Raw genomic sequence first — 24,065 nt, 5'->3', positions numbered from 1 at the left:
TATAGAAACTATAGGGGGTTATATGAGAACTATAAAGCTACAGGGAAGCTTCTTACTGCCAGAGGCTGTCGTCGACTGTTGCGGGCCAGGGCGACACGACGGGAGCGGTGGTGGATGGGTGCTGCTTGAGGATGCCGCTGCGAATCTTGTCGATATCACGTGCTATCCCCGGCTGACAGCCCCGCTTCATGTTAGCTATCTGCGCGAGGCGGGCCTTGAGGGTGGTGGTGTCGCGGTAGCGGAGGTAATAATCCTCGGCGAGGGAATAGCTGTCGTAGGCTTCCTGCCATTCCTCGCGAAACATGTGGCAAAGGCCGATGCGGTAGTAAATATCGCCTTTCTCACGGTCATAGCAGAGTTTGAGGTCGCGGGAGAAATAAGCCAAGGCTTTATCGTAGATGTGGAGCTGGAAATAGCTTTCGCCGGCAGCGTAGTGGTAGACGCTGAGCTCTTGCGGCGAGAGCCCCCCGAGCAGTGGGAGCACCTTTTCGAAATAGCCCACCGCCTTCTTATAATCCCACTCATAATAGTAGCACAAGGCCATATACGCCTTGAACCGTGGGTTCAGTTTATACTGTTTGTCAAGTTTCTGGAAAATCAGCAAAGCCTCGTGATACTTAGCACTTTGGAAGTATTCGAGAGCCATACCGAGCCTGTCGGCATCGGTAGCTTTCTGCTGTGCCGCTGCCTGCGACGGGCAAAGTGCCATCAGCACTGCCACTGTCAGTGATAAAACGAGGAAATGCAAGACATTCCGCCGGCGCATTTATTTCCAGATAAGTTCCCTTACCTTGTGGTCGCCATACTGTATGAGGTCGAGGTCGATGCTCACCAGTCCCTTGACATGGTTTTCGTGGTTGTCGCCCATCGACATCTCGAGCTGTTTGAGTTTGGCGATGATGCGGCGCTCCGTGAGGTGGACGTGACCCTCGACGAGGCAGTTGAGATATTTCTCCGTTCCCGCGGGACGGTCTTTCTCAGCTATGGGGTCGGTCCATTCAGGATCGGTGAATACAGCATCCGGAATCAGATGACTTAATATTTCTCGTGCACGTTGTATGTTCGCCTCTTGATTCAAGTTTGAACCGAGGGATATTATTACTTTCATGGTTGCAAAGTTAGTAGAAAAATAAGACATCACAAAGGTATTTTGTGCTTTTATTTTCACAATATTTCACCATTGAATATATTGTATTAAAAATCATGATATTATTTTGTATTTTAAATCAATTGCTGTATTTTTGCAGCAAACTTTTAGAGGTCTTTAAAACAAAGGCACGATATAACTGGGGGATGCGTTCTTCGAACGCATTTGAAAAAGCGCTCAAACATTACGATTTTCACTAAAAAGTGATTAGCTTTGTTGCGCCAGACAAGCTAAAGCCAGTTTCTTAGTAGGGCTCAGACCCTAATTTGCAGCGTGGCTCCGTCTCCTAGTAGACAAACGATTGTGCCGTAGGAGGCCTTATAGAAGAATACTTCTGTCCAGAGGAGTCGGGTCTGGCAATGTTTTACAACAAAAGCCAATCACGATGACAAAGGTAAGAAGAAAAAATGGAATCGGCAAGGATCGCGAGTTCAAAGTTGTCCATCTTAACGCTGCAGGTGTAGATGTATCCCCAAAGGAAATGCAGGTGTGTGTTCCAAGCGACCGCGACGAGAAGTGCAACCGCACGTTCGGTGTGTACACGAAAGACCTGCATGAAATATCCGCATGGCTGAAGAAGTGCGGCATAGACACGGTGGTAATGGAGTCGACCGGAGTATACTGGCTTCCCCTGTTCCGAGTCCTAAAGGGTGACGGGTTCGATGTGATACTGGTAAATCCCCGTGAAGCCAAGAACTATGCGGGCAAGAAGACCGACGAGGCTGACGCCCATTGGTTGATGACGCTCCATACTTACGGTCTGTTGAAAGCCTGTTTCCAGCCTGACAATGTAACCCGTGAGATTCGGAACTTGGTAAGGCACAGGGACAACCTGATACAGTCATGCAGCCGTGAGGTGCTGCACCTGCAGAAGGAGATGGAGCAGATGAACCTGAAGCTGGACAACGCCTTCAGCGACATACTGGGCAAGTCCGGCCAGGCAATCATCAAGGCAATACTTGACGGCGAGCGTGACCCCGAGAGGCTTGCGGGGCTGGCAGACTGGCGGTGCAAGAAGAGCAAGGAGGAGATAAAGGCATCCCTCCAGGCGACATGGGACGAGGACCACCTCTTCATCATGAAGCAGAGCGATGACCTGTACCATTACTACAAAAACCTCATCAAGGACACCGAGGCAAAGATAGAGGAATTGGTCAACCGTTACTCTGCAAGCGTGGATGCGGACAAGGCTGCGGCTATGGAACGCAGCAAGAAGCAGAAGCAGCTGCACAACGATGTCAGCTTTGACATAGAGCAGTATGCCTACAACGCCTGGGGGGTCAATGTAATGCGCATGCCGGGGATGAGTAAGAACTCCGCACTTCGGCTGCTTGCGGAACTTGGGCCGGACTTCGTGGAGAAATTTCCTGACGCAAGGCACTTCGAAAGTTGGGCGAATCTGGTGCCGAACAATAAAATCTCCGGTGGGAAGCTGCTTTCGAGCAAAGTCCCCAACAAGAACAATCCTGTGGGACAGGTGTTCAGACAGTGCGCCAATGCGCTATGGAGATCAAACGAACCGTTGGGAGATTACTTCCGCCACATCAAGGCAAGAAGCGGCCATTTACAGGCAATGGTTGCTACAGGCAAGAAAATGGCGGGAATCTTCTATACGATGGTCAAAAACAAAAAAGAATATGACGTGTCAATATATGCCAAAAGCAAGGAGAAAACTCTTGAAAGAAGAATTAAAAAGCTTCAAGCAAAGATTCTTCGCCTACAGAATGAGCAAGCTCAATCTGGGCTCAAGGTAACGGATGGCACTGATTAGTTATATAGAAGAAAAATATAAATTGGATGAAAAGACAAATTTCAGTGATTCTTCTGCTTGCGCTCGTGACACATGTTGTGGCAGGTCCGAAGTATCGTTGGAACTCGAGATATCAGAATTATATAGACCAGTATAAGGACCTTGCCATTCAGGAGATGTTACAGTATGGCGTTCCGGCGAGTATCACCCTTGCCCAGGGCGTACTGGAGAGTGGCGCGGGCTTCAGCGAGTTGACCCTCAAGGGCAACAACCACTTCGGCATAAAGTGTCACGGCTGGACGGGGCGCACGGTATATCATAACGATGATGCCGTGGGCGAGTGTTTCCGTGCCTACGACAATGCTCAGCAGAGCTACGAGGACCACTGCCTGTTCCTTCGTGGTGGCCGCCGCTACAGCAGCCTGTTCACCCTCGATCGCACCGACTATCGCGCTTGGGCCCACGGCCTGAAGGCTGCCGGCTATGCCACTAATCCACGCTATGCCCAGCAGCTCATCGACATCATTGAGCTCTATAAGCTCTATCAGTACGACCAGGCCCATAATTACGATAAGTTCATGGTCAAACGGGCCGAGAAGGACCGGCCCGCCACTCCGCAGGGCGTTCTCCACTCCATCAGCAGGTATAACGACAACTACTATATCAAGGTCCGTCGCGGCGACACCTTCGAGGCCATCGGCAAGGAGATAGGAATCTCTGGTCGGAAGATAGCAAAATGGAACGAGCGGAAATACCGCGACAACCTCCAGGTGGGCGAGATTATATGGCTGAAGAAGAAGCGCAAGCGTGCTCCCAAGCAGTATAAAAACCATCCCCACTACGTCCGTCCCGGCGACAGCCTCTACGGCATAGCCCAGTTCTACGGTGTCCGGCTGAAGAGTCTGATAAAGAAGAACCCACAACTCGCGCGCAGCCAGTATCAAGTGCATGTCGGCGACGAGATACGCGTTTACTGATGCCGCCGCACTGGATATTTCCCGTGGGCCGATATTTGTAATCTTTCTGGTTACGGATTTTTAATTGGTTAGCGAGGTCCAAAACTCAAGGAAAATAGTCATAGGCAGACTTTAGCTCCCGATGGAGCTATGGTGTGGGAGTGATGGGGCAGCCTTTGCGAGCAAGCTCGCAGTCTGTCCCATCACTTCCACACCCACCCCTAACGGGGTTAAAGCCTACCTATGACGAAAATTGCCTTGCATAAAATTGCGTCTAAGCGCATAAAATCAATTGCGCCAAGGCGCATAAATATTGTACCGCTCAGCAGAACACAAGCAGCATAGCAGACTCTCTATACGCTATGAACTATCTTTCCTCTTTTCCGTTTGTAAATGCCAGAGCGATAATGACAGTATAAAGATTTATATTTCCTCTCAACTTGGTCCCACGGAAAATATTCAATGAGCCTAAAAGATTGTTCATAACGTTGCAGCTTGAATTTTGAACAGCGGGCGTACGTTAATGATCCACTTGCAGGGTGCGGCCCTTGTGGCCGTCCACGACTACATCGTTTTATGTTAGTTGGTCGCGGCGGTTCCAAACTAAGCCTATCCGAATACTGCAAAAGGATACAAACTCTCTCATAAATGGGACCAAGAAATAGAGTGCCTTATGCCGTTTGTAGAGTTTGAAGATCGGCTCTGACAATGGCAATCCTTCCTGAAACAGAGAGAAAAGCCGTCGTCAGAAGAGCTTGAAGAGCGATCCCGTGGGACAGACAAAGCGGCAGTAGGGTCTCGGCACGAACACCGACAGCACCACGAACACCACGGCAAGGACTATGACCACGATGCTTGCCGACTGGAATGCGAAAGCTGTAAAGAGTTCATAGTCAGCCCATTCGGCAAAGACTCCCGTCGCCATGAGGACCATGAGGACGGCAAAGAGAAGTTCACGGAAGAAGTTCAGTCGGCGAATCAGCGTCGGACTCATCTTCCATTTTCTGCTGTTTGTCCGTCCGGCGAGCTCCTGCAGCGACCCGAAAGGACAAACGTGGGTGCAGTAGAATTGCCGTTTCCCAAAGAGTGGATAGACGAAAGCCGTGATGAGCATGACCACGGGCACAAGTGCCGCGAGCACGTCGATGCCGTTAGCCGCGAAGTTCAGGAATGTGGCCCAGCTCAAGAACGTTCCGCACCACAGTCCGAGGATACCGACATTGAGCACGAGCTGCACCGTCCGCCAGCGTCTGTTGCGGTAGAAAAGCGGTACGATGGCAGCGAGGAGAACCACTATCAGGGCTGCGATGCCCTTGGCGCTGTGGTCCATCGCGTCGAACGGCGACGGCTCCTTGGCGTTCTTCGCAGCATATTGCAGTCCGCGCTGCATGTTACCGATGATGCCACGCGATGAGAAAGTGGCCCCGCTGACCCCGTCGACCTTCATCTTCGCGGCCTCGTCGATGCTCTTGCCGTTCCACCGGGTGAGCAGCGACGATGCATGGCTGAAGAAATCGGGCGTCTCCGAGTTTTTCAGTGCCACCACCTTGCTGACCTTCCCGTTCCGGATGTAGATCTCGAGGGGCACCGGTCCGCCGAATCCGCTGACGTCCTTAGCCAGACCCGTGGTGTTGACGACGATGGTGCCGTCGGCGAGCGTGCGCATGGTGTCGGCGGCGGCAGCTTTCGTGGCCGTGTCGGCAGTATTGAAATCGTGTCCCCACACCTTTCCGTTGCGGTTGTATGCTGCCACGGCCATCACGGCGAAGGCGGTGAGGATGATGAGTATCTGTTGGAGTTTCTTCATTGTCGTTCGTTCCTGTTGTTATCCTATATATAATAATGTGTAATTGTATGGGGGCGTAATTTCGTCGTCCCGAGTGCAAAATTACAAAAAAAATTGCCGTCGGCTGTACTTTGGTACGGTCGGTGTAACGTTTGTTATTCGACCTTTTGGTTGTTTAACATTCCAATAATGAACATTTTACAAGCAATTATCTTTGTGGTTCCACGACTTTTTATTACCTTTGTCCTCCTTTTATAAATATATCGCAACGGATAACATGGAAATGAATCAGAGGAAAATGAGTGAGAAGCGCACGGCATTCGTTGTCGTGTTTACGTTCATCGTCATGGTGGCTGAGTTGGGTGTAGGCCTCTACTCCCATTCTATGGCTCTCACCGCCGATGGTGTCCACATGGGTTCCCACGTCCTTGTTCTCGGTCTTAACTGGGGTGCTTACGTCCTTGTCCGCCGCCTGCAGAAGAAGGGCAACGACCATTACGACGGTGATAAGATTCTCTCGCTCAGTGCGTGGACGAGCGGCATCTTCCTCCTTCTCATGGCTTTCTTCATCATCGGTGAGGCCGTCGAGCGCCTCCGTGGTCCGCATGTCGACATCGCCACCGGTCAGGCCCTCGCCGTAGCTGCCGTCGGCTTGGTGGCCAACGGCATCTGTGCCTCGGCCCTCCACCATCATCATGCCGACCTGAACAGCCACGCCGCCTACCTTCATATCCTCTCCGACCTGCTCACTGAGCTCGGTGTCATCATCGGACTCGTCTGTGCCATGCTCTGGGACATCACCTTCATTGATGCCGCCGTGGCCCTCATTGCCGCCTGCGTCGTCATACGCTGGGCATGGAAACTCCTCCACCAGACGGCTGTGGCGCTGATAACAAAACAGTGAAATATTTTTACACCATTCTGGTATGGACCATTCGGGCTTCTAAAACGGTCCGTTTCGCAGCGTGAAACGGACCGTTTTGCGTCCTCATTCGGCCTGTTTTGCAATGCGAAATGGCCCTTATTGGTAAGTCGTTGAATATCAGTGGATAAGAGTCGGGGATGGAAACGAATTCTGTTCTGAATTATTTTTACATGTTTGTTAGGGCTCTCCCCATGCTGAATCTATCTCATTAGGATTCAATCCGTGGCGGGTTGGCGGTCACGATGTAGCTCTTGCGCGATCTGCATCAGCTTGCCTCGTCGAGATAATTGCATATATTTCTGCCACGGGCCTTGCTCGGCACACTTTTTGTTGTGGGATGAATAAAAAAATGACAAGGAGGATTGATTATGGCATTCATTGATTATTACAAGATTTTGGGCGTCAGCCGCGATATTCCGCAGAAGGATGTCAAGGCGGCGTACAGGAAACGTGCGAAACAGTTTCACCCCGACCTTCATCCTAACGACCCGAAGGCCAAGGCGAAATTCCAGGCTCTCAACGAGGCCTATGCCGTCATCGGCGACCCCGACAAGCGAGCTAAATATGACAAGTATGGTGAGCGCTGGCGCGACGCCGAGGCCTTCGAGCAGGCCGGTGGCGGTCAGGGCGGCGGATTTGGCGGCTTCGGTGGTGCCGGTGGCGGAGGCGATCCATTCGGCGGATTCGACTTCGGCAGTTTCTCACATGGTGGCAGCGGCTTCTCGAGTTTCTTTGAGGACCTCTTCGGCAATGCGGGTTCGCCCCATGGCAGCAGCTTCCACTTCGGTGGCGGGCGGCGCAGTACGGGGCAGATGGACGCCAAGGTGAACATCGACCTCTATACGGCACTCCTCGGCGGCGAGATAATAATCCAGCTCAGCACCGGTCATAAGTTCAAGCTGAAGGTTAAACCGTGCACCCAGAACGGCACTAAGGTTCGCCTGCGCGGCAAAGGCTACGACAGGGGCGACGGCACATACGGCGACCTTATCATCTCGTTTAATGTCACCCTGCCCACACAGCTCAACGACCGTCAGCGCGAGCTCCTCGAGCAGATGAAGGCGGCCGGATGACGGCTGTCAGCAGTAAGCGGAAATAACAGAGAAGAAAATTAAGCTTTGTTATTTCCGTTTTTTTATTTTGTCCTCTTGAAAATAATCACTACCTTTGCAAATTGTACTGACAGCATTCGAATATAAAATAATACATTATATATATATAATATGTATCGTACTAATACTTGTGGAGAGCTGCGACTCAGCGATGCCGGCAAGGAGGTAACCCTCGCCGGATGGGTGCAGCGCCTGCGTAAGATGGGAGGAATGACTTTCGTCGACCTCCGCGACCGTTACGGAATAACACAGTTGGCTTTCAACGAAGCCGTGGACAAGCCTCTCTTTGAGAAGGCCAACACCCTTGGACGTGAATATTGCATTCAGGTCAAGGGCACGGTCAGCGAGCGCCAGAGCAAGAACGACAAGATGCCTACCGGCGACATTGAGATTGTGGCCAAGGAACTCAACGTGCTCAGCCCGTCGCTCACACCACCGTTCACCATCGAGGATAATACCGACGGCGGCGACGACCTGAGGATGAAATACCGTTATCTCGACCTGCGCCGCACATGCGTGAGAAAGAACCTCGAACTGCGCCACCGGATGACAATCCTCATCCGTAACTTCCTCGACGCACGCCAGTTTATGGAGATTGAGACCCCGATGCTCATCGGGTCGACACCGGAGGGAGCACGCGACTTCGTTGTGCCCTCGCGCATGAATCCGGGTCAGTTCTACGCCCTGCCGCAGAGTCCGCAGACCCTGAAGCAGTTGCTCATGGTGGCCGGCATGGACCGTTACTTCCAGATTGTGAAGTGCTTCCGCGACGAGGACCTGCGTGCCGACCGTCAGCCGGAGTTCACCCAGGTCGACTGCGAGATGTCGTTCGTCGACCAGGAGGATGTCATAGGACTCTTCGAGGAGATGTGCCGCATGCTCTTCAAGGAGATTCGTGGTGTAGACCTGCCAAAGCCGTTGCAGCAGATGACATGGGCCGAGGCTATGCGCCGTTTCGGCAGCGACAAGCCAGACCTGCGCTTCGGTATGGAATTCGTCGAACTGAAGGACACCTTCGACGGCAAGGGCGACTTCTCGGTGTTCAATGAGGCCAAATATATCGGCGGTATCGTCGTGCCGGGCTGTGCCGGCTACAGCCGTAAGCAGCTCAACGAGCTCACCGACTTCGTCAAGCGCCCGCAGATTGGCGCCAAGGGCCTCGTGTACATCAAGTACAACGCCGATGGCACCGTGAAGAGTTCCATCGACAAGTTCTACTCGGCCGAAACCCTCGCTGAGGTGAAGAAGGTGACGGGCGCCAACGACGGCGACCTCGTGCTCATCCTCTCGGGCGACAACGCCAACAAGACCCGCGTGCAGCTCTGCTCGCTGCGTCTGGAGATGGGCGACCGTCTCGGACTGCGCGACAAGAATACCTTTAAGTGCCTGTGGATCATCGACTTCCCACTCTTCGAGTGGAGCGATGAGGAACAGCGGCTGATGGCTACCCACCATCCGTTCACCATGCCTAATCCCGACGATATTCCACTGCTCGACGAGCATCCGGAGCGCGTGCGCGCTAAGGCCTACGACTTCGTGTGCAACGGTATCGAAGTGGGTGGCGGATCGCTGCGTATCCACGACACCAAATTGCAGGAGAAGATGTTCGAGGTGCTCGGATTCACTCCCGAGAGAGCCGAGGCACAGTTCGGATTCCTTATGAACGCCTTCAAGTACGGAGCACCACCTCACGCTGGTCTGGCCTTCGGTCTCGACCGCTTCGTGAGCATCCTCGCCGGTCTCGACAGCATTCGCGACTGCATTGCATTCCCGAAGAACAATTCGGGACGTGATGTCATGCTCGACGCTCCGGCCGAACTCGACCAGAAACAGCTCGACGAACTGCAAATAAAGGTTGACTTACATCAAGAAAATTGACAGATGTTGCTTTTGTCGTAAATTTCTGTGATAATATTCATTATTAGATGCTGATTTTTGAAACAAATTCATTAATTTTGCAGCAATCCAAATAAAGAATAATAATTTTATATTATTTATACAATAAAAATTAGTAAAGTTATGACAGAGAAGAGAACAAAAGCAACGACAACGACAGCTCGCAAGGCTGCTCCAAGAAAGACTGCCGCAAAGAAAGCTGTAAAGGCTGTCGAGTTGACATGGGCAAACGCCGGTTCAAAGGCTGGTGATGTTTATCAGGCTCTTGCTGCTGCTCAGGGACCTCTGACAGTTGCTGAGATTGCAAAGAATGAAAATATCTCTGAGGATGAGGTCCTCGTTGGTATTGGATGGCTCTTCAAGGAGGGCAAGATCAAGGATGAGGACGGCAAGGTAACACTCGCTTAACCTCGCGTCAGCATCTTTTGCAAGAAGATAAAAAAAGAGCCGTTCTGGTTATAGGGACGAGCTCTTTTTTTTCTTACAATATGTTTGGAAGATAAATATGAAGTACGAGAAGGATATATTCATTGTGTTGCAGGAGGCCGGCGACAGCGGACTTTCTGTACGCAAGATTGCGCGCCACGTTTTCAACGCCCGCAATTCCTTTTTCGATACTGAAAGTAAGGAGACTATCAGCCGGGCCGTGCAACGCTATCTGACCTACCACAGCCGCCGCTCCGACGATACGGTGGAGAAAGTGGGGTACGCCACTTATCGGCTGAATACGAGGTCGAAAGCCGTGAAGGAGCTCCGCCTGAAATTCTCTGACACTAATGAGGAAAAAACGAAGAAGGTCGAGGACCGGAGTCTGAGCCTCTTTTGAGTGACGGTGCCTTCGAAGTTGTATCTAATCTTCTCGCTCTCTCGTATTATTTTTCTGCTAACTCAACTCTAAAACTGATTAAAACAACTTAATTACTTAACCAAATAACTACTTATTTCTATGTCTAAAAGATATTTATTAGGACTCGATGTCGGGAGCAGCAGTGTGAAAGCGTCCCTTGTTGATGCCGCTACGGGTGTGGTGGCTGCCGATGCCCATTATCCTGAAAGTGAGGCTCCTATAACCGCTGTCAAGGCCGGATGGGCCGAGCAGGACCCTCAGATGTGGTGGGATAACGCCAAGCGGTCGTTGGCCGACATCATGAAGCGCACTGGCGCCACCGCCGACGACGTGGTGGCCATAGGCATCTCGTACCAGATGCACGGGCTGGTGTGTGTCGACAAGGATAAGAACGTGCTGCGCCCAAGCATCATCTGGTGCGACTCACGTGCCGTTGGCTATGGCGAGAAAGCTTTCAACGAGTTGGGTGCCGACCGCTGTCTCGGTCATCTGCTGAACTCGCCGGGCAATTTCACCCTCGCCAAGCTTGCGTGGGTGAAGGACAATGAGCCCGAACTATATTCTAAGATATACAAGGTTATGCTGCCCGGCGACTATATCGCCATGAAGCTTACGGGCGATATAACGACCACTATTGAAGGCCTCTCGGAGGGTATCGCGTGGGATTTTAAGGATAAAAAGACAGCCAAATTCCTCCTCGACTACTTCGGTTTCGACGAGAGTCTGCTGCCCGATGTGGTGCCTACGTTCAGCGTCCAGGGACGTGTGACGGCGGCTGCCGCTGAGGAACTCGGACTGAAGGAGGGCACTCCTGTGTCGTATCGTGCTGGTGATCAGCCTAATAACGCAGTGTCGCTCAACGTCTTTAACCCCGGCGAGATAGCTTCGACGGCAGGAACGAGTGGGGTAGTGTACGGCGTTCTCGGCGATGTCAACTACGACCCGAAATCGAGGGTGAATACTTTCGCCCATGTAAACTATACTACCGATACCAACCGTCTCGGCGTCCTGCTCTGCATCAACGGCACGGGCATCCTCAACGCATGGGTGCACCGCAATGTGGTTCCCGACCTGTCGTACCCCGAGATGAACGACCTTGCGGCCACGGTGCCCATAGGTGCTGACGGAGTGACAGTTATACCGTTTGGCAACGGTGCAGAGAGGGTGCTGGAAAACAAGGAGGTGAACTGCTCCATCCATGGCCTGAATTTCAACAAGCACAACCGGGCCCACATCGTTCGTGCCGCTCAGGAGGGCATAGTATTCTCGTTCTGCTACGGCATGGAGATAATGAAGGCTATGGGCATGGATATCAGGAAGATACATGCCGGTCATGCCAATATGTTCCTCAGTCCGCTGTTCTGCGATACCCTCGCAAGTGTCAGTGGAGCAACAATAGAACTTTACGACACCGATGGCGCTGCCGGAGCCGCCAAGGCTGCTGGGATGGGGTGCGGACTATACAAGGACAATGATGAGGCATTCGGCACCCTGAAGAAGCTTGCCGTCGTAGAGCCTGACGCAAAGAACAGAGACAAGTATCTCGAAGCCTATGAGCGCTGGAAGAAACTGCTGAAAGTCGCTGAGCAGGCATAATCAAACGGTTGAACATATAAAAAAACAAAAAGGTGACAGATGATGCCATCTTTTTGTTTTTTTTTATTAACTTTGCCACACTTATCAGTTGAATAAAAAGGAAATATGAATCACCTCGTAATAATGGCCGGCGGCGTAGGCAGTCGTTTCTGGCCGATGAGCACTGCCGAGTTGCCAAAGCAGTTTATTGATGTGTTAGGCGTCGGACGTACGCTTTTCCAGTTGACCTATGACCGTTTTGAAGGAATATGTAGTCCGGAGAACGTATGGGTCGTGACCAATGAGAGATACGCCAAACTGGTCCACGAACAGCTGCCGGAAATTCCTGAGAACAATATTCTCAAGGAACCGTGCCGCCGCAATACCGCCCCGTGCATCGCTTATGTGAGCTGGAGGATAAAGGCCATGGACCCGAAAGCAAATATCGTTGTGGCACCGAGCGACCATCTCGTCACCGACCCGGTGGAGTTCCGCCGTGTCGTAGCGCAGTGCCTGAAGTTCACCGGCGAGAGCGACGCTATTGTAACTCTTGGCATGAAGCCTACAAGGCCCGAAACCGGCTACGGATACATTGAGGCCGACCTGTCGGCACCGTGCGCACGCAACAAGGAGATTTTCCGTGTGGTGAAATTCAGGGAAAAACCTGCCCTCGATGTGGCAATAAAGTACATCCAGCAGCGTAACTTCCTGTGGAACTCGGGAATATTCATCTGGAGCGCATCGACGATTATCAATGCTTTCCGCGTCTACGAGCCATCGATAGCACGTATCTTCGACAAGATTCGCGACAAGCTCGGAACACCGGAGGAGCAGGCCGTCATCAATGAGGTTTATCCCGATTGTGAGAATATCTCCGTCGACTATGCCATCATGGAGAAGGCCGACGAGATTTACGTCTGTCCGGCAAGCTTCGGATGGAGTGACCTTGGAACGTGGGGCTCACTGCTCATTCAGAGTAAGAAGGACCTCTATGGCAATGCCGTCATCAGCTCGAAAGTCGATGTTTACGACACGAAGAATTCAATCATCAACGTACAGAGCGCGAAAAAGGTTGTCGTTCAGGGACTTGACGGATATATCGTGGCTGAGCACGACGGTGTGCTGCTGATATGCAAACTGTCGGAGGAACAGCGTATTAAGCAGTTCTCTAACGAAAATTAAATATCGTGGCGGTCACCCGCCAAAACAATATTATAACTCGAAATAGACATTCACTGAGAAATGGAAAGAAAAGTTGCACTCATCACTGGTGTCACAGGACAGGACGGAAGCTACCTCTCGGAGCTCCTCCTCTCGAAAGGCTATGACGTGCATGGCATCATTAGGCGGTCGTCGGTCGACTTCAGACCGCGCATAGCCCATCTGGAGGGACAGAAAGGCTTCCATCTTCATTATGCCGACCTCGGCGACTCGATGTCGATAGTAGGTGTCATCGACAAGGTGAGACCGACCGAAATATATAATCTTGCGGCCCAGAGCCATGTGCAGGTGTCGTTCGACTCACCGGAGTTCACCGCTGATGTCGACGCTGTCGGCGTGTTGCGCATCCTGGAGGCTGTACGCGTGTGCGGTCTCACCGACTCCTGCCGTATTTATCAGGCTTCCACTTCGGAACTCTACGGAAAGGTGGAGGAAGTGCCTCAGAACGAGAACACACCGTTCCATCCATACAGTCCCTACGCTGTAGCCAAGCAGTACGGTTTCTGGATTGTTAAGGAATATCGCGACGCATACAATATGTTCGCATGCAACGGCATACTCTTCAATCATGAGAGTGAGCGCAGAGGTGAGACGTTCGTAACGCGGAAAATTACCCTTGCTGCCGCACGTATCAAGCAGGGAAAACAGGATAAACTCTTCCTCGGCAACCTCTCAAGCCGCCGCGACTGGGGTTACGCCAAGGATTACGTGGAGTGTATGTGGCTGATTCTGCAGAACGACAAACCCGACGATTTCGTTATTGCTACGGGCGTGCAGCACACCGTACGTGAGTTTGCCACTCTCGCTTTCCACGATGTGGGCATCGAGCTGGAGTGGAAGGGCGAAGGGGCTGACGAGAAAGGCATCGACAAGGCCACGGGAAAGGTGCTCGTCGAGGTGTCGCCCGATTTCTACCGTCCCACAGATGTCGTAAACCTCTGGGGTGACCCGACAAAGGCAAAGGCGCAGCTGAACTGGAATCCAAACAAGACCAGCTTTGAGGAGCTCGTAAAGATTATGGTCGACAGCGATATGAAGAAAGTTGCTGCCGACGATGCCGCTGCTAAAGTTCGAGTGAACCTTGAGGAATATCTTGAGAAAGGAATCGTCAAGTAGAAGACCCTCTAAATCCCCCTTAGGGGGACTTTGAGCCCACCGAAAAGCTATATAGACTATTATAAGATTCTTGCTACAATCAGCCTGTTCTATGAAGGGGAAAAGTCCATATCCACAATTGGCCGATCCGTATTATTATGGTCTGCTTAAGCAATTTGCCAAAGAAAACCGCAATAATATGACAGAGGCTGAGAATGTTTTATGGACATTTCTCAAAGGAGGCTCTCTTGGCGTTAAATTCCGAAGACAATACATTATCGGAATGTATATCGTTGATTTCATTTGCTTAGAGAAAAAACTTATCATAGAGGTTGATGGCGGATACCATTCCGAGCCAAGACAAATAGATGATGATGCTGCTCGTCAGGCGTGGCTTGAGTTGCAAGGCTTCAAAGTTCTCCGCTTCACTAACGAAGAGGTACTTTACGATATAAAAAATACATATAATAAGATTAACACGACCCTCAAATCATGTCTTGGGTAACACCAAGTCCCCCTAAGGGGGATTTAGAGGGTCTTAATAAAATTAAAACGACCCTCAAATCGTGTCTTGGGTAACACCAAGTCCCCCCTAAGGGGGATTTAGAGGGTCTTAATAAAATTAAAACGACCCTCAAATCGTGTCTTGGGTAACACCAAGTCCCCCTAAGGGGGATTTAGAGGGTCTTAATAAAATTAAAACGACCCTCAAATCATGTCTTGGGTAACACCAAGTCCCCCTAAGGGGGATTTAGAGGGTCTTCAGATTATGCTTAGTAAGAATTCGAAGATTTACGTTGCCGGACACCACGGACTTGTGGGCTCGGCGATTTGGAATAACTTGAAACAACGCGGCTACAATAATCTTGTAGGTCGCACACATAAGGAACTCGACCTCACTGACCAACTGGCAGTGAAGAAATTCTTCGACGAGGAGAACCCCGACTCCGTCGTTCTCGCGGCTGCGTTCGTGGGAGGAATAATGGCCAACTCGCTCTATCGCGCCGACTTCATCATGCAGAACATGAAGATCCAGTGTAACGTGATAGAACAGGCGTATAAGCATCATGTGAAAAAACTGCTCTTCCTCGGCTCTACGTGCATCTACCCTAAGAATGCGCCACAACCGATGAAGGAGGATGCTCTGCTTACTTCGCCCCTCGAATACACCAATGAGGAATATGCCATAGCAAAGATTGCGGGACTGAAAATGTGCGAAAGCTACAATTTGCAGTATGGCACCAATTACATCGCCGTGATGCCGACAAACCTCTACGGGCCTAACGATAACTTCCATCTTGAGAACAGTCACGTACTGCCGGCAATGATGCGAAAGGTTTATCTCTCGAAACTCATCCACGACGACAACTGGGATGCTATCCGGGTCGACATGAACAAACGGCCGATAAATCCACCGGCTAAACTACAGGAAATCGTCGGCGACGGAAATGTTGACGGAAACAGCGATAAAGACCGCATTCTCAAGGCTTTAGCTTACTACGGCATAGAGAATAATAAGGTGACTCTCTGGGGCGACGGATCACCGCTGAGAGAGTTCTTGTGGAGTGAGGATATGGCCGATGCATCAGTGCATATCCTGCTTAATGTCGACTTCTCCGATATTATTGGTATAGAGAAATATTCGAGCGTATTCTATGGCGTACGAACCGACGGTGAGGTGAACCGCAACAACTCCGAAGGACGGGGTGGGGCAATACCTTCGCTCGGAGAAATTCGCAACTGCCATATCAACGTCGGAACCGGAAAGGAAATGACTATCAAGGAGATAGCCAACCTCGTCATACGCACAGTGGGTTTCGAGGGCGAACTGGCATGGGATAAGTCGAAACCTAACGGCACCCCGCGGAAACTCATCGATGTCTCGAAACTCCATAGCCTCGGATGGCATCATAAGGTCGAGATTGAGGAGGGCGTAGAGAAACTGTATCGGTGGTACCAGAACTCACTGAAAGAATAATGTCCTTGAAACGTAGAAACATATTGATCTTGAGCTTGTTACTCCTCTGTGGATGTGCATCGACCAAACAGCCTACCAGCGTATATATCTGCACGGGGCTGAAGGGTGATGCATTCCACCGGACACCTCAGTGCAAGGGACTTAGCGACTGCGACGGTGAACTGGGCGAGATAACAATACCTGACGCCATGGAGATTGGACTCCATCCGTGCAAGATCTGTTTCCCAAAGGACAGCATAATAAAGTTTGAAAAAGCATACCCGGGCGTGATGAACTGACGGGCTTACGACTAATAATTTGAAATTTTACAGAAATGAGAATAGAGATTAATGAACCCCAGGCTATTTGGGAAAACGGACAGCAGGCTGCTCAACTCGATAATATCTATCCGCCAAAAGGGGAGGGCGACCAGGCCGACAGAATCTTTATCGTAAGTAGCGGAAAAGCCGATAATGGGCTGACAAGTAAAGATGTCATAAAGAGTATCTCGGGATACTTCAGACGCTATCGCTCGGCAAGTGGTGAGATTTCAGATGATGACATTCGCGCTGCTATTGACACATGCCGCGCAGCCGACACTAATGCCCTGCCGAACGGTATCAGTCTGGTGATGCTTTGTTTGCATCCCGAGGGAATGACTATCGTCAGTGCAGGCAACTGTCGTGCTTTCCAGATAAGACCATCGGCCAAACGGGTGGTTTATGAGAACAGTGGAAGCGAGAAAGTAACCCTCGACAATCCGCTGATCTATCATAGCAGCGATGTCCTGCCAGGCGATTTCCTTTATCTCTGCACAAAGGGAATGATGGCAAAATACGATAGCGACGGTGTGTGCCAGTTCTTCTCCGAGGAGGGATCAAATGATAAAAAACGAAATATCCTGCGGTCGTCGACTGCCGATGTCAAGGATAACCATGCCGCAATGTTCATAAAGGTGGCAAGTGTCATAGGTGATGATGGTAGTGAGGCATCGGCGCGACGGACAATAGTAATCCCTGAAATCAAATCGGTGAAGCCGCTAAACAGCCAGTATGACCTTGATAGTGAGGATGATGAGGCTGAAGTCGGGACTCCCGTCGACGAGGGTGGGGTAGAGAAACCGCAGACTGAGGCCGTAACGCCAAAGACAGATAAACCGAAAAAGCAGCCGGAAACACCGAAACGGGCGACCCCGGCAAAGCCTCTCGCACAGAAGAAGCACTCGCCGCGGCCTATAAGCCAGTATGAGGATGAGTGCCGACAGACAAATACCCGAATGGTCGTCCTTGTGGCTGCAATCGTCGTCCTCGCTATAGCCGCCGGAATGCTGTGGTATTTCAACTCGTCGTCGCCGCGGAAAGCACCCGTCGACACTACCGCTGTTGAGCCGGAGAAAGTAGATACTACGGCTACACCAGTGTCGGAACCTGCCGATTCGGCTATAATTCCCGACAGTGCCATAGCTGAGCCGGAGCGCACGATGCCGGTAGAGACTCATCATAAGAAAGCTGATGAAAACAGCTATAACTCTGACGTTGAGCCGTCGACGACAACAGAACCGACTGAGTCAAATGAGCCTACCACAACAGAGCCGGAGCATTCCACAACATCAGAACCAGCAAAATCGGCCACAAAGGAAACTCCGAGCACTGACGCACCGGCATCGTCGACGGATAAGGCTCAATAACTTTGACTTAACGAGGATAAATTTATAGAACTTCTGAATCCGGTACGGTTGTCGGATAAAGTTCAATAATTTTGACGCAATGTTCATTGGATGCAAGGTGAATGGCTGTCGGATTATCATTTCTACGGACAATCCCAAGCTAACACCCTGCATCCATTGATTTTCTCTGCACTCCAGTTTCCATCAGAAGAGTTTCTACTCCTAACCTTTGGCAATCTGATTGTTACAATTAGCCTATTGTAATCTGTCTCATTATTGTATGATTCTTTCAAGTCTTTTCCTATCGAATCTCTCGCTCTTTAATTTATATTTTTACTGACGAACCATGAACGCCGCTTTCATGGCTTTTGCTTATGATGCTTTATTGGAGGCTATAGGGTTTACGAAATAAACAATTTCATACACATAGTCCAAGTCTCTTGTCGCCTTGGTCTCATTTCTGCCATCTTGACCCATTCTTGCATCCAACGCCCAATCGCGATAGTTTTTGATTCCCTTATGCATGCGGCTATGGTTTATTCATAAGCCAACAATATTATGGAGAGGTCTGGAACGATAAGAGAATACAAATAGCTAAATGTAAAAACAATTCAAACTATTGTGTCCTTTGTTCGGCGTTTGCATGTTGATGATTATCAGTTGGTTACTAATACATATCATTTTGCGTTGCAAAACGGTCCGTTTCAGGATGCCAAACGGTCCATTTCGCGAGCTGAAACGGCCCGTTTTAGAAGCCGAAATGATACGTATTGAATTAGTGTAAATATATTTCAATATCCGCTTGCCGCTTTTTGTCCTTTCAGAGTAATAATGATGCCTGAGAAAGTACTAAGCCATTGACTAATCTTTGTACTCCATAGTGAGTTTAACCCAAGTTTGACGCTCTAATGTTTTTTTCAGAATTTTTTCCAGTGTTTATAGGGGTTTGCGTGGTCAAACTGCTCAAAATCGCAATGTAGAACACAGCAATGTCGTAGGGATTGCTTATCTTTGCGGCATGAATTTTACGTCCCAAATACGTTACAACCCACAGACGTGTAAAGACGAGAAGTATTACCGTCTGAAGGAGTCCTATCGCGATGCCAGCGGTAGGGTATGTACTTTGATATTGCTCAATGTCTGGTTTATACATGACCTATCCCCAGAGCAGATAAGAGATGTTGCGCGTGGACTGACGTATCTGTACAATCACCAGAAGGATGTCCAACTTTGGGATGAGAAACTGCAAGGTTACTCGGAAGTGGTTCGTGACAGAGTGCATGCGTACTGGGCCAGACTTGTCGAGGAGGAAAAACTTGATATTGTGGGCAACGCCTACGAGAGAAGCAAGTCCAAGGCCAGGAAACGGATAGATGTTGACACTATGAGGCATACAGACGCAAGGGAAGTCGGCTGCGAATGGCTATGCCTGCAAACGATTCGTAAACTTGGTCTGGATACATTTCTCCGTTCTTTGGGATGGTCTGAGGACAAGGTGAAGGTCACTTTGGCCCATCTTATTACGAGGGCGGCCTATACTCCGTCCGAATTAAAGTCAATATCCATTATAAAAGAGAACTCTGCAGTGTGCGAACTCCTTGACCTTCCTATGGCCAAAATAACTCCAAGGAGGATATATCGAGTTGCCGATGACCTTTATTCCATAAAGGATAAGCTTGAGAAGTATCTTTGCCACAAGACCGACGACCTCTTCAAACCGACCAACCGCATTATGCTCTTCGATCTCACCAACTTTTATTTTGAGGGACGCAAGACCGGCAGCAAGAAGGCTGCCTTTGGCCGTTCAAAGGAGAAACGCAGCGACTGCAAGCTGCTTGTCCTCGCGCTATGCATCAATACTGACGGCTTCATACGTTACAGTGCGGTACTGGAAGGCAATACCGCCGATCCAAAGTCACTTCCCAACATGGTGGACGAGCTTATTGCTGAGAATCCGGCCAAATGTCCCGATAACGAGGGAGTGCTTGTAGTCATTGACGCAGGTATCTCAACTGAAGATAACCTCAAGACTATAAGGGACAAAGGATACAACTATCTTTGTGTATCCCGCAAAGCTCTTACCGAATACACCACCCCCGAGAATGCTCCCAAAGTCACAGTTTGCGATTGCTTGAAGCGCGAGATAACGCTTCAACGCGTAACAACGGCCAAGAATGACGACTGTTACCTCAAAATAGACTCTCCTGCAAAAGCGTTGAAGGAAGAATCCATGAACCGCAAATTCCGTGAGCGTTTTGAGGAAGGGTTGAAAAAAATCAGAAAGAGTACCCAATCAAAACACGGGATAAAAAACTACGGCAAGGTACAAAACAGGATCGGTGCCCTGCAAGGAAAATATCCCTCTATAAGCCGATATTACAATATAAAAGTTGAGGATGACGGACACGACAAAGTCGCTTCTATGACATGGGAGGTCAACATCCCGGACAAGGTGGAATACGGAACATACTTCCTCAGAACCAATGTGAAGAAATTAGATGAGGAAACGACCTGGAACTACTATAATCTTATACGTGAAATAGAATGCTCCAACCGGCAGCTCAAAACCGACCTCAGCCTCAGGCCCATATACCACCAGACTGACAATAGGGCAGACGCACACCTTTTCTTAGGGCTGCTGGCTTACTGGATAGTAAACACCGTGCGCCATCAGATGAAGGTTGCCCGGCGAAAGCAAGGCAAGGATGAGCATGGGCGGGAGCGTTCGACACCGTACTGGTCGGAGATCATGCGGATCATGAAGACTCAAAAAGCAGTTACTACCACAGCAGTAAATGCGCTTGGAGAGGCTGTCGAGACCAGACTGTGCAGTGTGCCTACAGATAGTGCAGCTGAAATCTACGAGTTGTTGAAAATCAGTAAAGTGCCATTTAAAAAAATAAAAATCTGTAGAACACAGTAGGACTTTTTAAAAACACTAAATTGCTGATACAGAACAACTAAGCAAAATACGATGTCAAAGTTGGGTTAAATGAAAGAGCCTTACCATTGAATCCCAATATTGCCATAAGACGCTTATAGCCTGTTTCGTCACTATCTCATTCTTTCAGTTTTTGACCATTGAATCCGAGTGTTGCTATTAGACGCTTAAAGCCAGTTCCGTCATTATCTCATTCTTTCAGTTTTTTGACCATTGAATCCGAATAATGCCATTAGACGCTTAAAGCCAGTTCCGTCATTATCTCATTCTTTCAGTTTTTTGACCATTGAATTCGAATGTTGCTATTAGACACTTATAGCCTGTTCCCCTCGTCAGTTGACGTTTATACGTATAATATTAGTTGTAAAACTCTGATAGAAAGTGAGTTGATGTTTGTGCTAAACCTTGTGAAATTCCGACTACTTATGTATAGATTGCAGTTTCTTCAAATAAAAAATCAAAAAGTGATGCAAAAATTTGGTAATGTCGAAATAAACTACTACCTTTGCATCGCTTTTCGACCGAAGCACGGATGTTCGCATCTGTTTTTATCTTGGAGAGATGGTAGAGTGGTCGATTACAACGGTCTTGAAAACCGTCGTGCAGAGATGCACCGGGGGTTCGAATCCCTCTCTCTCCGCTGAAAAGACTTTACAAAATAAGTAAGTCAACTCACAAAATTAGCTAAGTGCCGTAAAATCAACGATTTGCGGCACTTTTTTTGTGCCTCGCTTTTCGTAGTGACCACTTAAAAAACCTCTGAATGGTCTCGAAATGGTCATATTTCGGCTACACATACGGTACACGAAAACGCAAAAATCAAAAAGTGTAGCCAAAGACCCGATACAGACCCTCTACAGACCCGACACAGACCCCATAGAAACCATTGTCTATCAGTCGATTATGTTTAACTTTGCAGCCGATGAATTTCTCGGTGAGCGAAATTATAACTTCGGTTTTGTGTAGCCAAACGGCATCAAACCGGGTTGTATTCGACCGGGAGCATTGTTGCACTAAATTTATGTAAAGCGTATGAGACGTATCTTTAAGGTTAGTTTCTACATTCGTGGAAATCATGTGAACAAGGATGGCACATGTGCCGTCATGATCCGGCTCTCTCTGGACGGTGAGCGTATCTCAGCAGGAACGACAGGGATCAGTATCAAACCGGAGCTGTGGGATGGCCAGCGTCAACAGCTCAAAGGTCGTAACACAGAGGTGGTACAGACCAACAAGAAGCTTGGCGGAATACGTGATGAGCTTTTGGCTATCGCCGAGAAACTGGAATTCGAGGGAACACTTGCACTTGACCGTGTAAAGGCAGTCTTCCTGGGAGTGGACGAAGAGTACGACACCATCGGAAAACTCTTGGATAAATACATCAAGAATGTAAAGGAGCAGGTGGGCGTGTGTCTGAGCAAAACTTCCCTAAGCAAATACGAGCTGTGCAAGAAGCGCTTCACGCAGATGCTTGAGAAGAAGTATCACTGCAAGGACATGTCCCTCAAGGAACTCAACCCCGTCGTGGTCCAGGACTACAAGAACTTTCTGATGACGGATGTCAACATGTGCAACAACACAGCCGTGAAGACAATGAAGACCTTCCGTACCGTAATCTTGCATGGCATCAAATTAGGTGTTATCCACAAGGACCCATTCGTGGGCGTTCACTTCCACATGGAAAAGGTGGACCGTGGCTTCCTCACGGATGAAGAGATTTCCGCCATTATGACCAAGCACTTCGACCTTCCGCGTCTTGAGCTTGTGCGCGACCTGTTCATCTTCTCCTGCTTCACAGGTCTCGCCTACATCGACGTAAAGGCACTCACGTTTGATAAAATCGTCAGACTTGCCGATGTGGACTGGATCATATCCAAGCGTGTCAAGACCGTGACCCCCATCAACGTCGTGCTTTCTGATGGTGCAAAGCGCATCATAGAGAAGTACAAGGACTACCCCAAGAAGAAAAAGGGATATGTGTTCCCTGTATTCTCTAACCAGAAGACCAATCAGTATCTGAAGGAGATTGCTACGGCTTGCGGCATCGACAAGGAGCTGACCTTCCACATGGCCCGCCATACCTTTGCTACACTGACGCTGAGCAAGGGTGTGCCCATTGAGAGCGTCTCACGCATGCTCGGCCACACGAACATCCGGACCACTCAAGTATACGCCAAAATCACCAACAAGAAGATCGAGCATGATATGGCTATGTTCTTTAATAACAAGACTATACGTGACTTCGACAAGGAGTCAATAAACATGACTTCTAAGGAAGCCGAGGATCCAAAGACCAAAGGAAAGACGAAAGGTAGTGCCCAGGCTTCTGCCAGAGCTTGACATCTTCTCGTCTGACGTTCGTCCTTTAGAATAAATAAAAGATTCTTGAAGTGGTACCTGCTTCAAGGGTCTTTTTTTTATAGACGTAGTAATCAACGACTTGAAATGCGTAACAAAAAAGAGTTGACATTTCATGTAGCCAAAGTGTAGCCTGCGTGTGGCCGTAGTGTAGCCAAGACTGCAACATATAATATATAGATTATGGTAGGCCGTTTAGCCATTTGTCAATTTCATTTTCTAATCAGGTTGCCAGAATAAGCAAAAAGATTAGTGTAGCCAAAATGTAGCCGACGTATTTTTAGTGTGTAGCCGACGTATTTCTTTTTCTATTCCTAACCAGGTTGCTGGTATAAGCAAAGGATTAGTGTAGCCAAAATGTAGCCGAGGCATTTTTAATGTGTAGCCGAAGTAAAGTTTGCAAACGTTGCTTATCTAATATAAGTATGATTTTATCAATCACTTACACACTTTTAAAGATTAATGAACCTTGGTACACGGACGTTTTATTCTCATATGAGATGGTTCCTGTCAGCCGGTTGTCTAACGATAATGTTCTATGGATTGTGTGCCGTCAATGCAGACGAAGCACGGCAAACCGGGCGCAGCCGCTTGCCGCCAGCGAAGGTGAAATTGACAGGCACTCAATCCTAAGAACAGATAATCCAACCTCCCTCCCCTGCCGCCGTATGTCCCATCCCGGCGGTTAAAGCGGTGCCTTAGAAGGCATGGCTTTAAGGGTTCGTTGTTTGTCCCGCATGAAATGATTTTTCCACCAAAAGCTACCAACAAAAAGCCTTTTTACTTTAATTATTTCCTTTCTGAAACGAAAATATGGAATAAAATGACTAAAT

General features: G+C 49.4%; 19 protein-coding genes and 1 tRNA gene. 17 read left to right on the top strand and 3 right to left on the bottom strand.

Features of this window, described 5'->3' with window-relative positions:
* Positions 1-52 precede the first annotated feature (52 nt).
* Together LDN30_RS12255 and LDN30_RS12250 are read right to left on the bottom strand one after the other, a co-directional pair.
* The gene (locus LDN30_RS12255) at positions 53-748 is read right to left on the bottom strand and encodes a tetratricopeptide repeat protein (protein ID WP_223929663.1); all 696 of its coding nucleotides are present in this window, start codon (positions 746-748) and stop codon (positions 53-55) included.
* A gap of 18 nt (positions 749-766) precedes the next feature.
* Positions 767-1,108, bottom strand: a complete 342-nt coding sequence (locus LDN30_RS12250) for a 2-amino-4-hydroxy-6-hydroxymethyldihydropteridine diphosphokinase (RefSeq protein ID WP_223929661.1) — start codon at positions 1,106-1,108, stop codon at positions 767-769.
* A gap of 424 nt (positions 1,109-1,532) precedes the next feature.
* On the opposite strand from LDN30_RS12250, the gene LDN30_RS12245 reads away from it, so the two are divergent.
* Positions 1,533-2,918 (top strand): IS110 family RNA-guided transposase, encoded by a 1,386-nt coding sequence (locus tag LDN30_RS12245; RefSeq protein ID WP_223929659.1) that lies wholly within the window; start codon positions 1,533-1,535, stop codon positions 2,916-2,918.
* 26 nt (positions 2,919-2,944) lie between these two features.
* Positions 2,945-3,874 (top strand): glucosaminidase domain-containing protein, encoded by a 930-nt coding sequence (locus tag LDN30_RS12240; RefSeq protein WP_223929657.1) that lies wholly within the window; start codon positions 2,945-2,947, stop codon positions 3,872-3,874.
* Between the two features lie 724 nt (positions 3,875-4,598).
* Here LDN30_RS12240 and LDN30_RS12235 read toward each other — a convergent pair.
* Positions 4,599-5,660 (bottom strand): FMN-binding protein, encoded by a 1,062-nt coding sequence (locus LDN30_RS12235; RefSeq protein WP_223929655.1) that lies wholly within the window; start codon positions 5,658-5,660, stop codon positions 4,599-4,601.
* 262 nt (positions 5,661-5,922) lie between these two features.
* On the opposite strand from LDN30_RS12235, the gene LDN30_RS12230 reads away from it, so the two are divergent.
* The 15 genes from LDN30_RS12230 to LDN30_RS12160 all read left to right on the top strand — a co-directional run bounded on the left by LDN30_RS12230 (position 5,923) and on the right by LDN30_RS12160 (position 23,214).
* Positions 5,923-6,543 (top strand): cation diffusion facilitator family transporter, encoded by a 621-nt coding sequence (locus LDN30_RS12230; RefSeq protein ID WP_223927636.1) that lies wholly within the window; start codon positions 5,923-5,925, stop codon positions 6,541-6,543.
* Positions 6,544-6,932: 389 nt separating this feature from the next.
* Positions 6,933-7,637 carry a DnaJ domain-containing protein gene (locus LDN30_RS12225; protein ID WP_223927651.1) on the top strand — a complete coding sequence of 235 codons (705 nt, stop codon included), beginning with the start codon at positions 6,933-6,935 and terminating at the stop codon, positions 7,635-7,637.
* Between the two features lie 150 nt (positions 7,638-7,787).
* Positions 7,788-9,554, top strand: a complete 1,767-nt coding sequence (aspS, locus tag LDN30_RS12220) for an aspartate--tRNA ligase (protein ID WP_223927653.1) — start codon at positions 7,788-7,790, stop codon at positions 9,552-9,554.
* Between the two features lie 141 nt (positions 9,555-9,695).
* Positions 9,696-9,980 carry a winged helix-turn-helix domain-containing protein gene (locus tag LDN30_RS12215; protein ID WP_223927655.1) on the top strand — a complete coding sequence of 95 codons (285 nt, stop codon included), beginning with the start codon at positions 9,696-9,698 and terminating at the stop codon, positions 9,978-9,980.
* Positions 9,981-10,077: 97 nt separating this feature from the next.
* Positions 10,078-10,398 carry a hypothetical protein gene (locus LDN30_RS12210; protein ID WP_223927657.1) on the top strand — a complete coding sequence of 107 codons (321 nt, stop codon included), beginning with the start codon at positions 10,078-10,080 and terminating at the stop codon, positions 10,396-10,398.
* Positions 10,399-10,518: 120 nt separating this feature from the next.
* Positions 10,519-12,015, top strand: coding sequence for a xylulokinase (locus LDN30_RS12205; protein ID WP_223927659.1), 1,497 nt, complete (start codon positions 10,519-10,521; stop codon positions 12,013-12,015).
* A 105-nt stretch (positions 12,016-12,120) separates the two neighbouring features.
* Positions 12,121-13,176 carry a mannose-1-phosphate guanylyltransferase gene (locus LDN30_RS12200; RefSeq protein WP_223929654.1) on the top strand — a complete coding sequence of 352 codons (1,056 nt, stop codon included), beginning with the start codon at positions 12,121-12,123 and terminating at the stop codon, positions 13,174-13,176.
* A 60-nt stretch (positions 13,177-13,236) separates the two neighbouring features.
* Complete coding sequence (gene gmd / locus LDN30_RS12195; protein WP_223927663.1) at positions 13,237-14,331, top strand: GDP-mannose 4,6-dehydratase; 1,095 nt, start codon at positions 13,237-13,239, stop codon at positions 14,329-14,331.
* Between the two features lie 91 nt (positions 14,332-14,422).
* Positions 14,423-14,815, top strand: a complete 393-nt coding sequence (locus LDN30_RS12190; protein ID WP_223927665.1) for an endonuclease domain-containing protein — start codon at positions 14,423-14,425, stop codon at positions 14,813-14,815.
* 264 nt (positions 14,816-15,079) lie between these two features.
* Positions 15,080-16,288, top strand: a complete 1,209-nt coding sequence (locus LDN30_RS12185) for a GDP-L-fucose synthase family protein (protein WP_223929653.1) — start codon at positions 15,080-15,082, stop codon at positions 16,286-16,288.
* A gap of 29 nt (positions 16,289-16,317) precedes the next feature.
* Entirely contained in the window at positions 16,318-16,566 is a 249-nt protein-coding gene (locus LDN30_RS12180) for a hypothetical protein (protein ID WP_223929651.1), read from the top strand.
* Between the two features lie 35 nt (positions 16,567-16,601).
* Positions 16,602-17,954 carry a PP2C family serine/threonine-protein phosphatase gene (locus LDN30_RS12175; protein ID WP_223929649.1) on the top strand — a complete coding sequence of 451 codons (1,353 nt, stop codon included), beginning with the start codon at positions 16,602-16,604 and terminating at the stop codon, positions 17,952-17,954.
* 997 nt (positions 17,955-18,951) lie between these two features.
* Complete coding sequence (locus LDN30_RS12170; protein WP_223925336.1) at positions 18,952-20,856, top strand: IS1634 family transposase; 1,905 nt, start codon at positions 18,952-18,954, stop codon at positions 20,854-20,856.
* Positions 20,857-21,429: 573 nt separating this feature from the next.
* Positions 21,430-21,514 (top strand) — tRNA-Ser (locus LDN30_RS12165).
* 392 nt (positions 21,515-21,906) lie between these two features.
* Complete coding sequence (locus tag LDN30_RS12160) at positions 21,907-23,214, top strand: site-specific integrase (protein WP_223927671.1); 1,308 nt, start codon at positions 21,907-21,909, stop codon at positions 23,212-23,214.
* Positions 23,215-24,065: the final 851 nt, after the last annotated feature.

The sequence above is a fragment of the Prevotella lacticifex genome (assembly GCF_019973375.1).
In the GTDB taxonomy this organism is placed as follows: domain Bacteria; phylum Bacteroidota; class Bacteroidia; order Bacteroidales; family Bacteroidaceae; genus Prevotella; species Prevotella lacticifex.
Note: the sequence above shows the minus strand (reverse complement) of the source record. Positions and strands in the feature narration are given on the sequence as shown.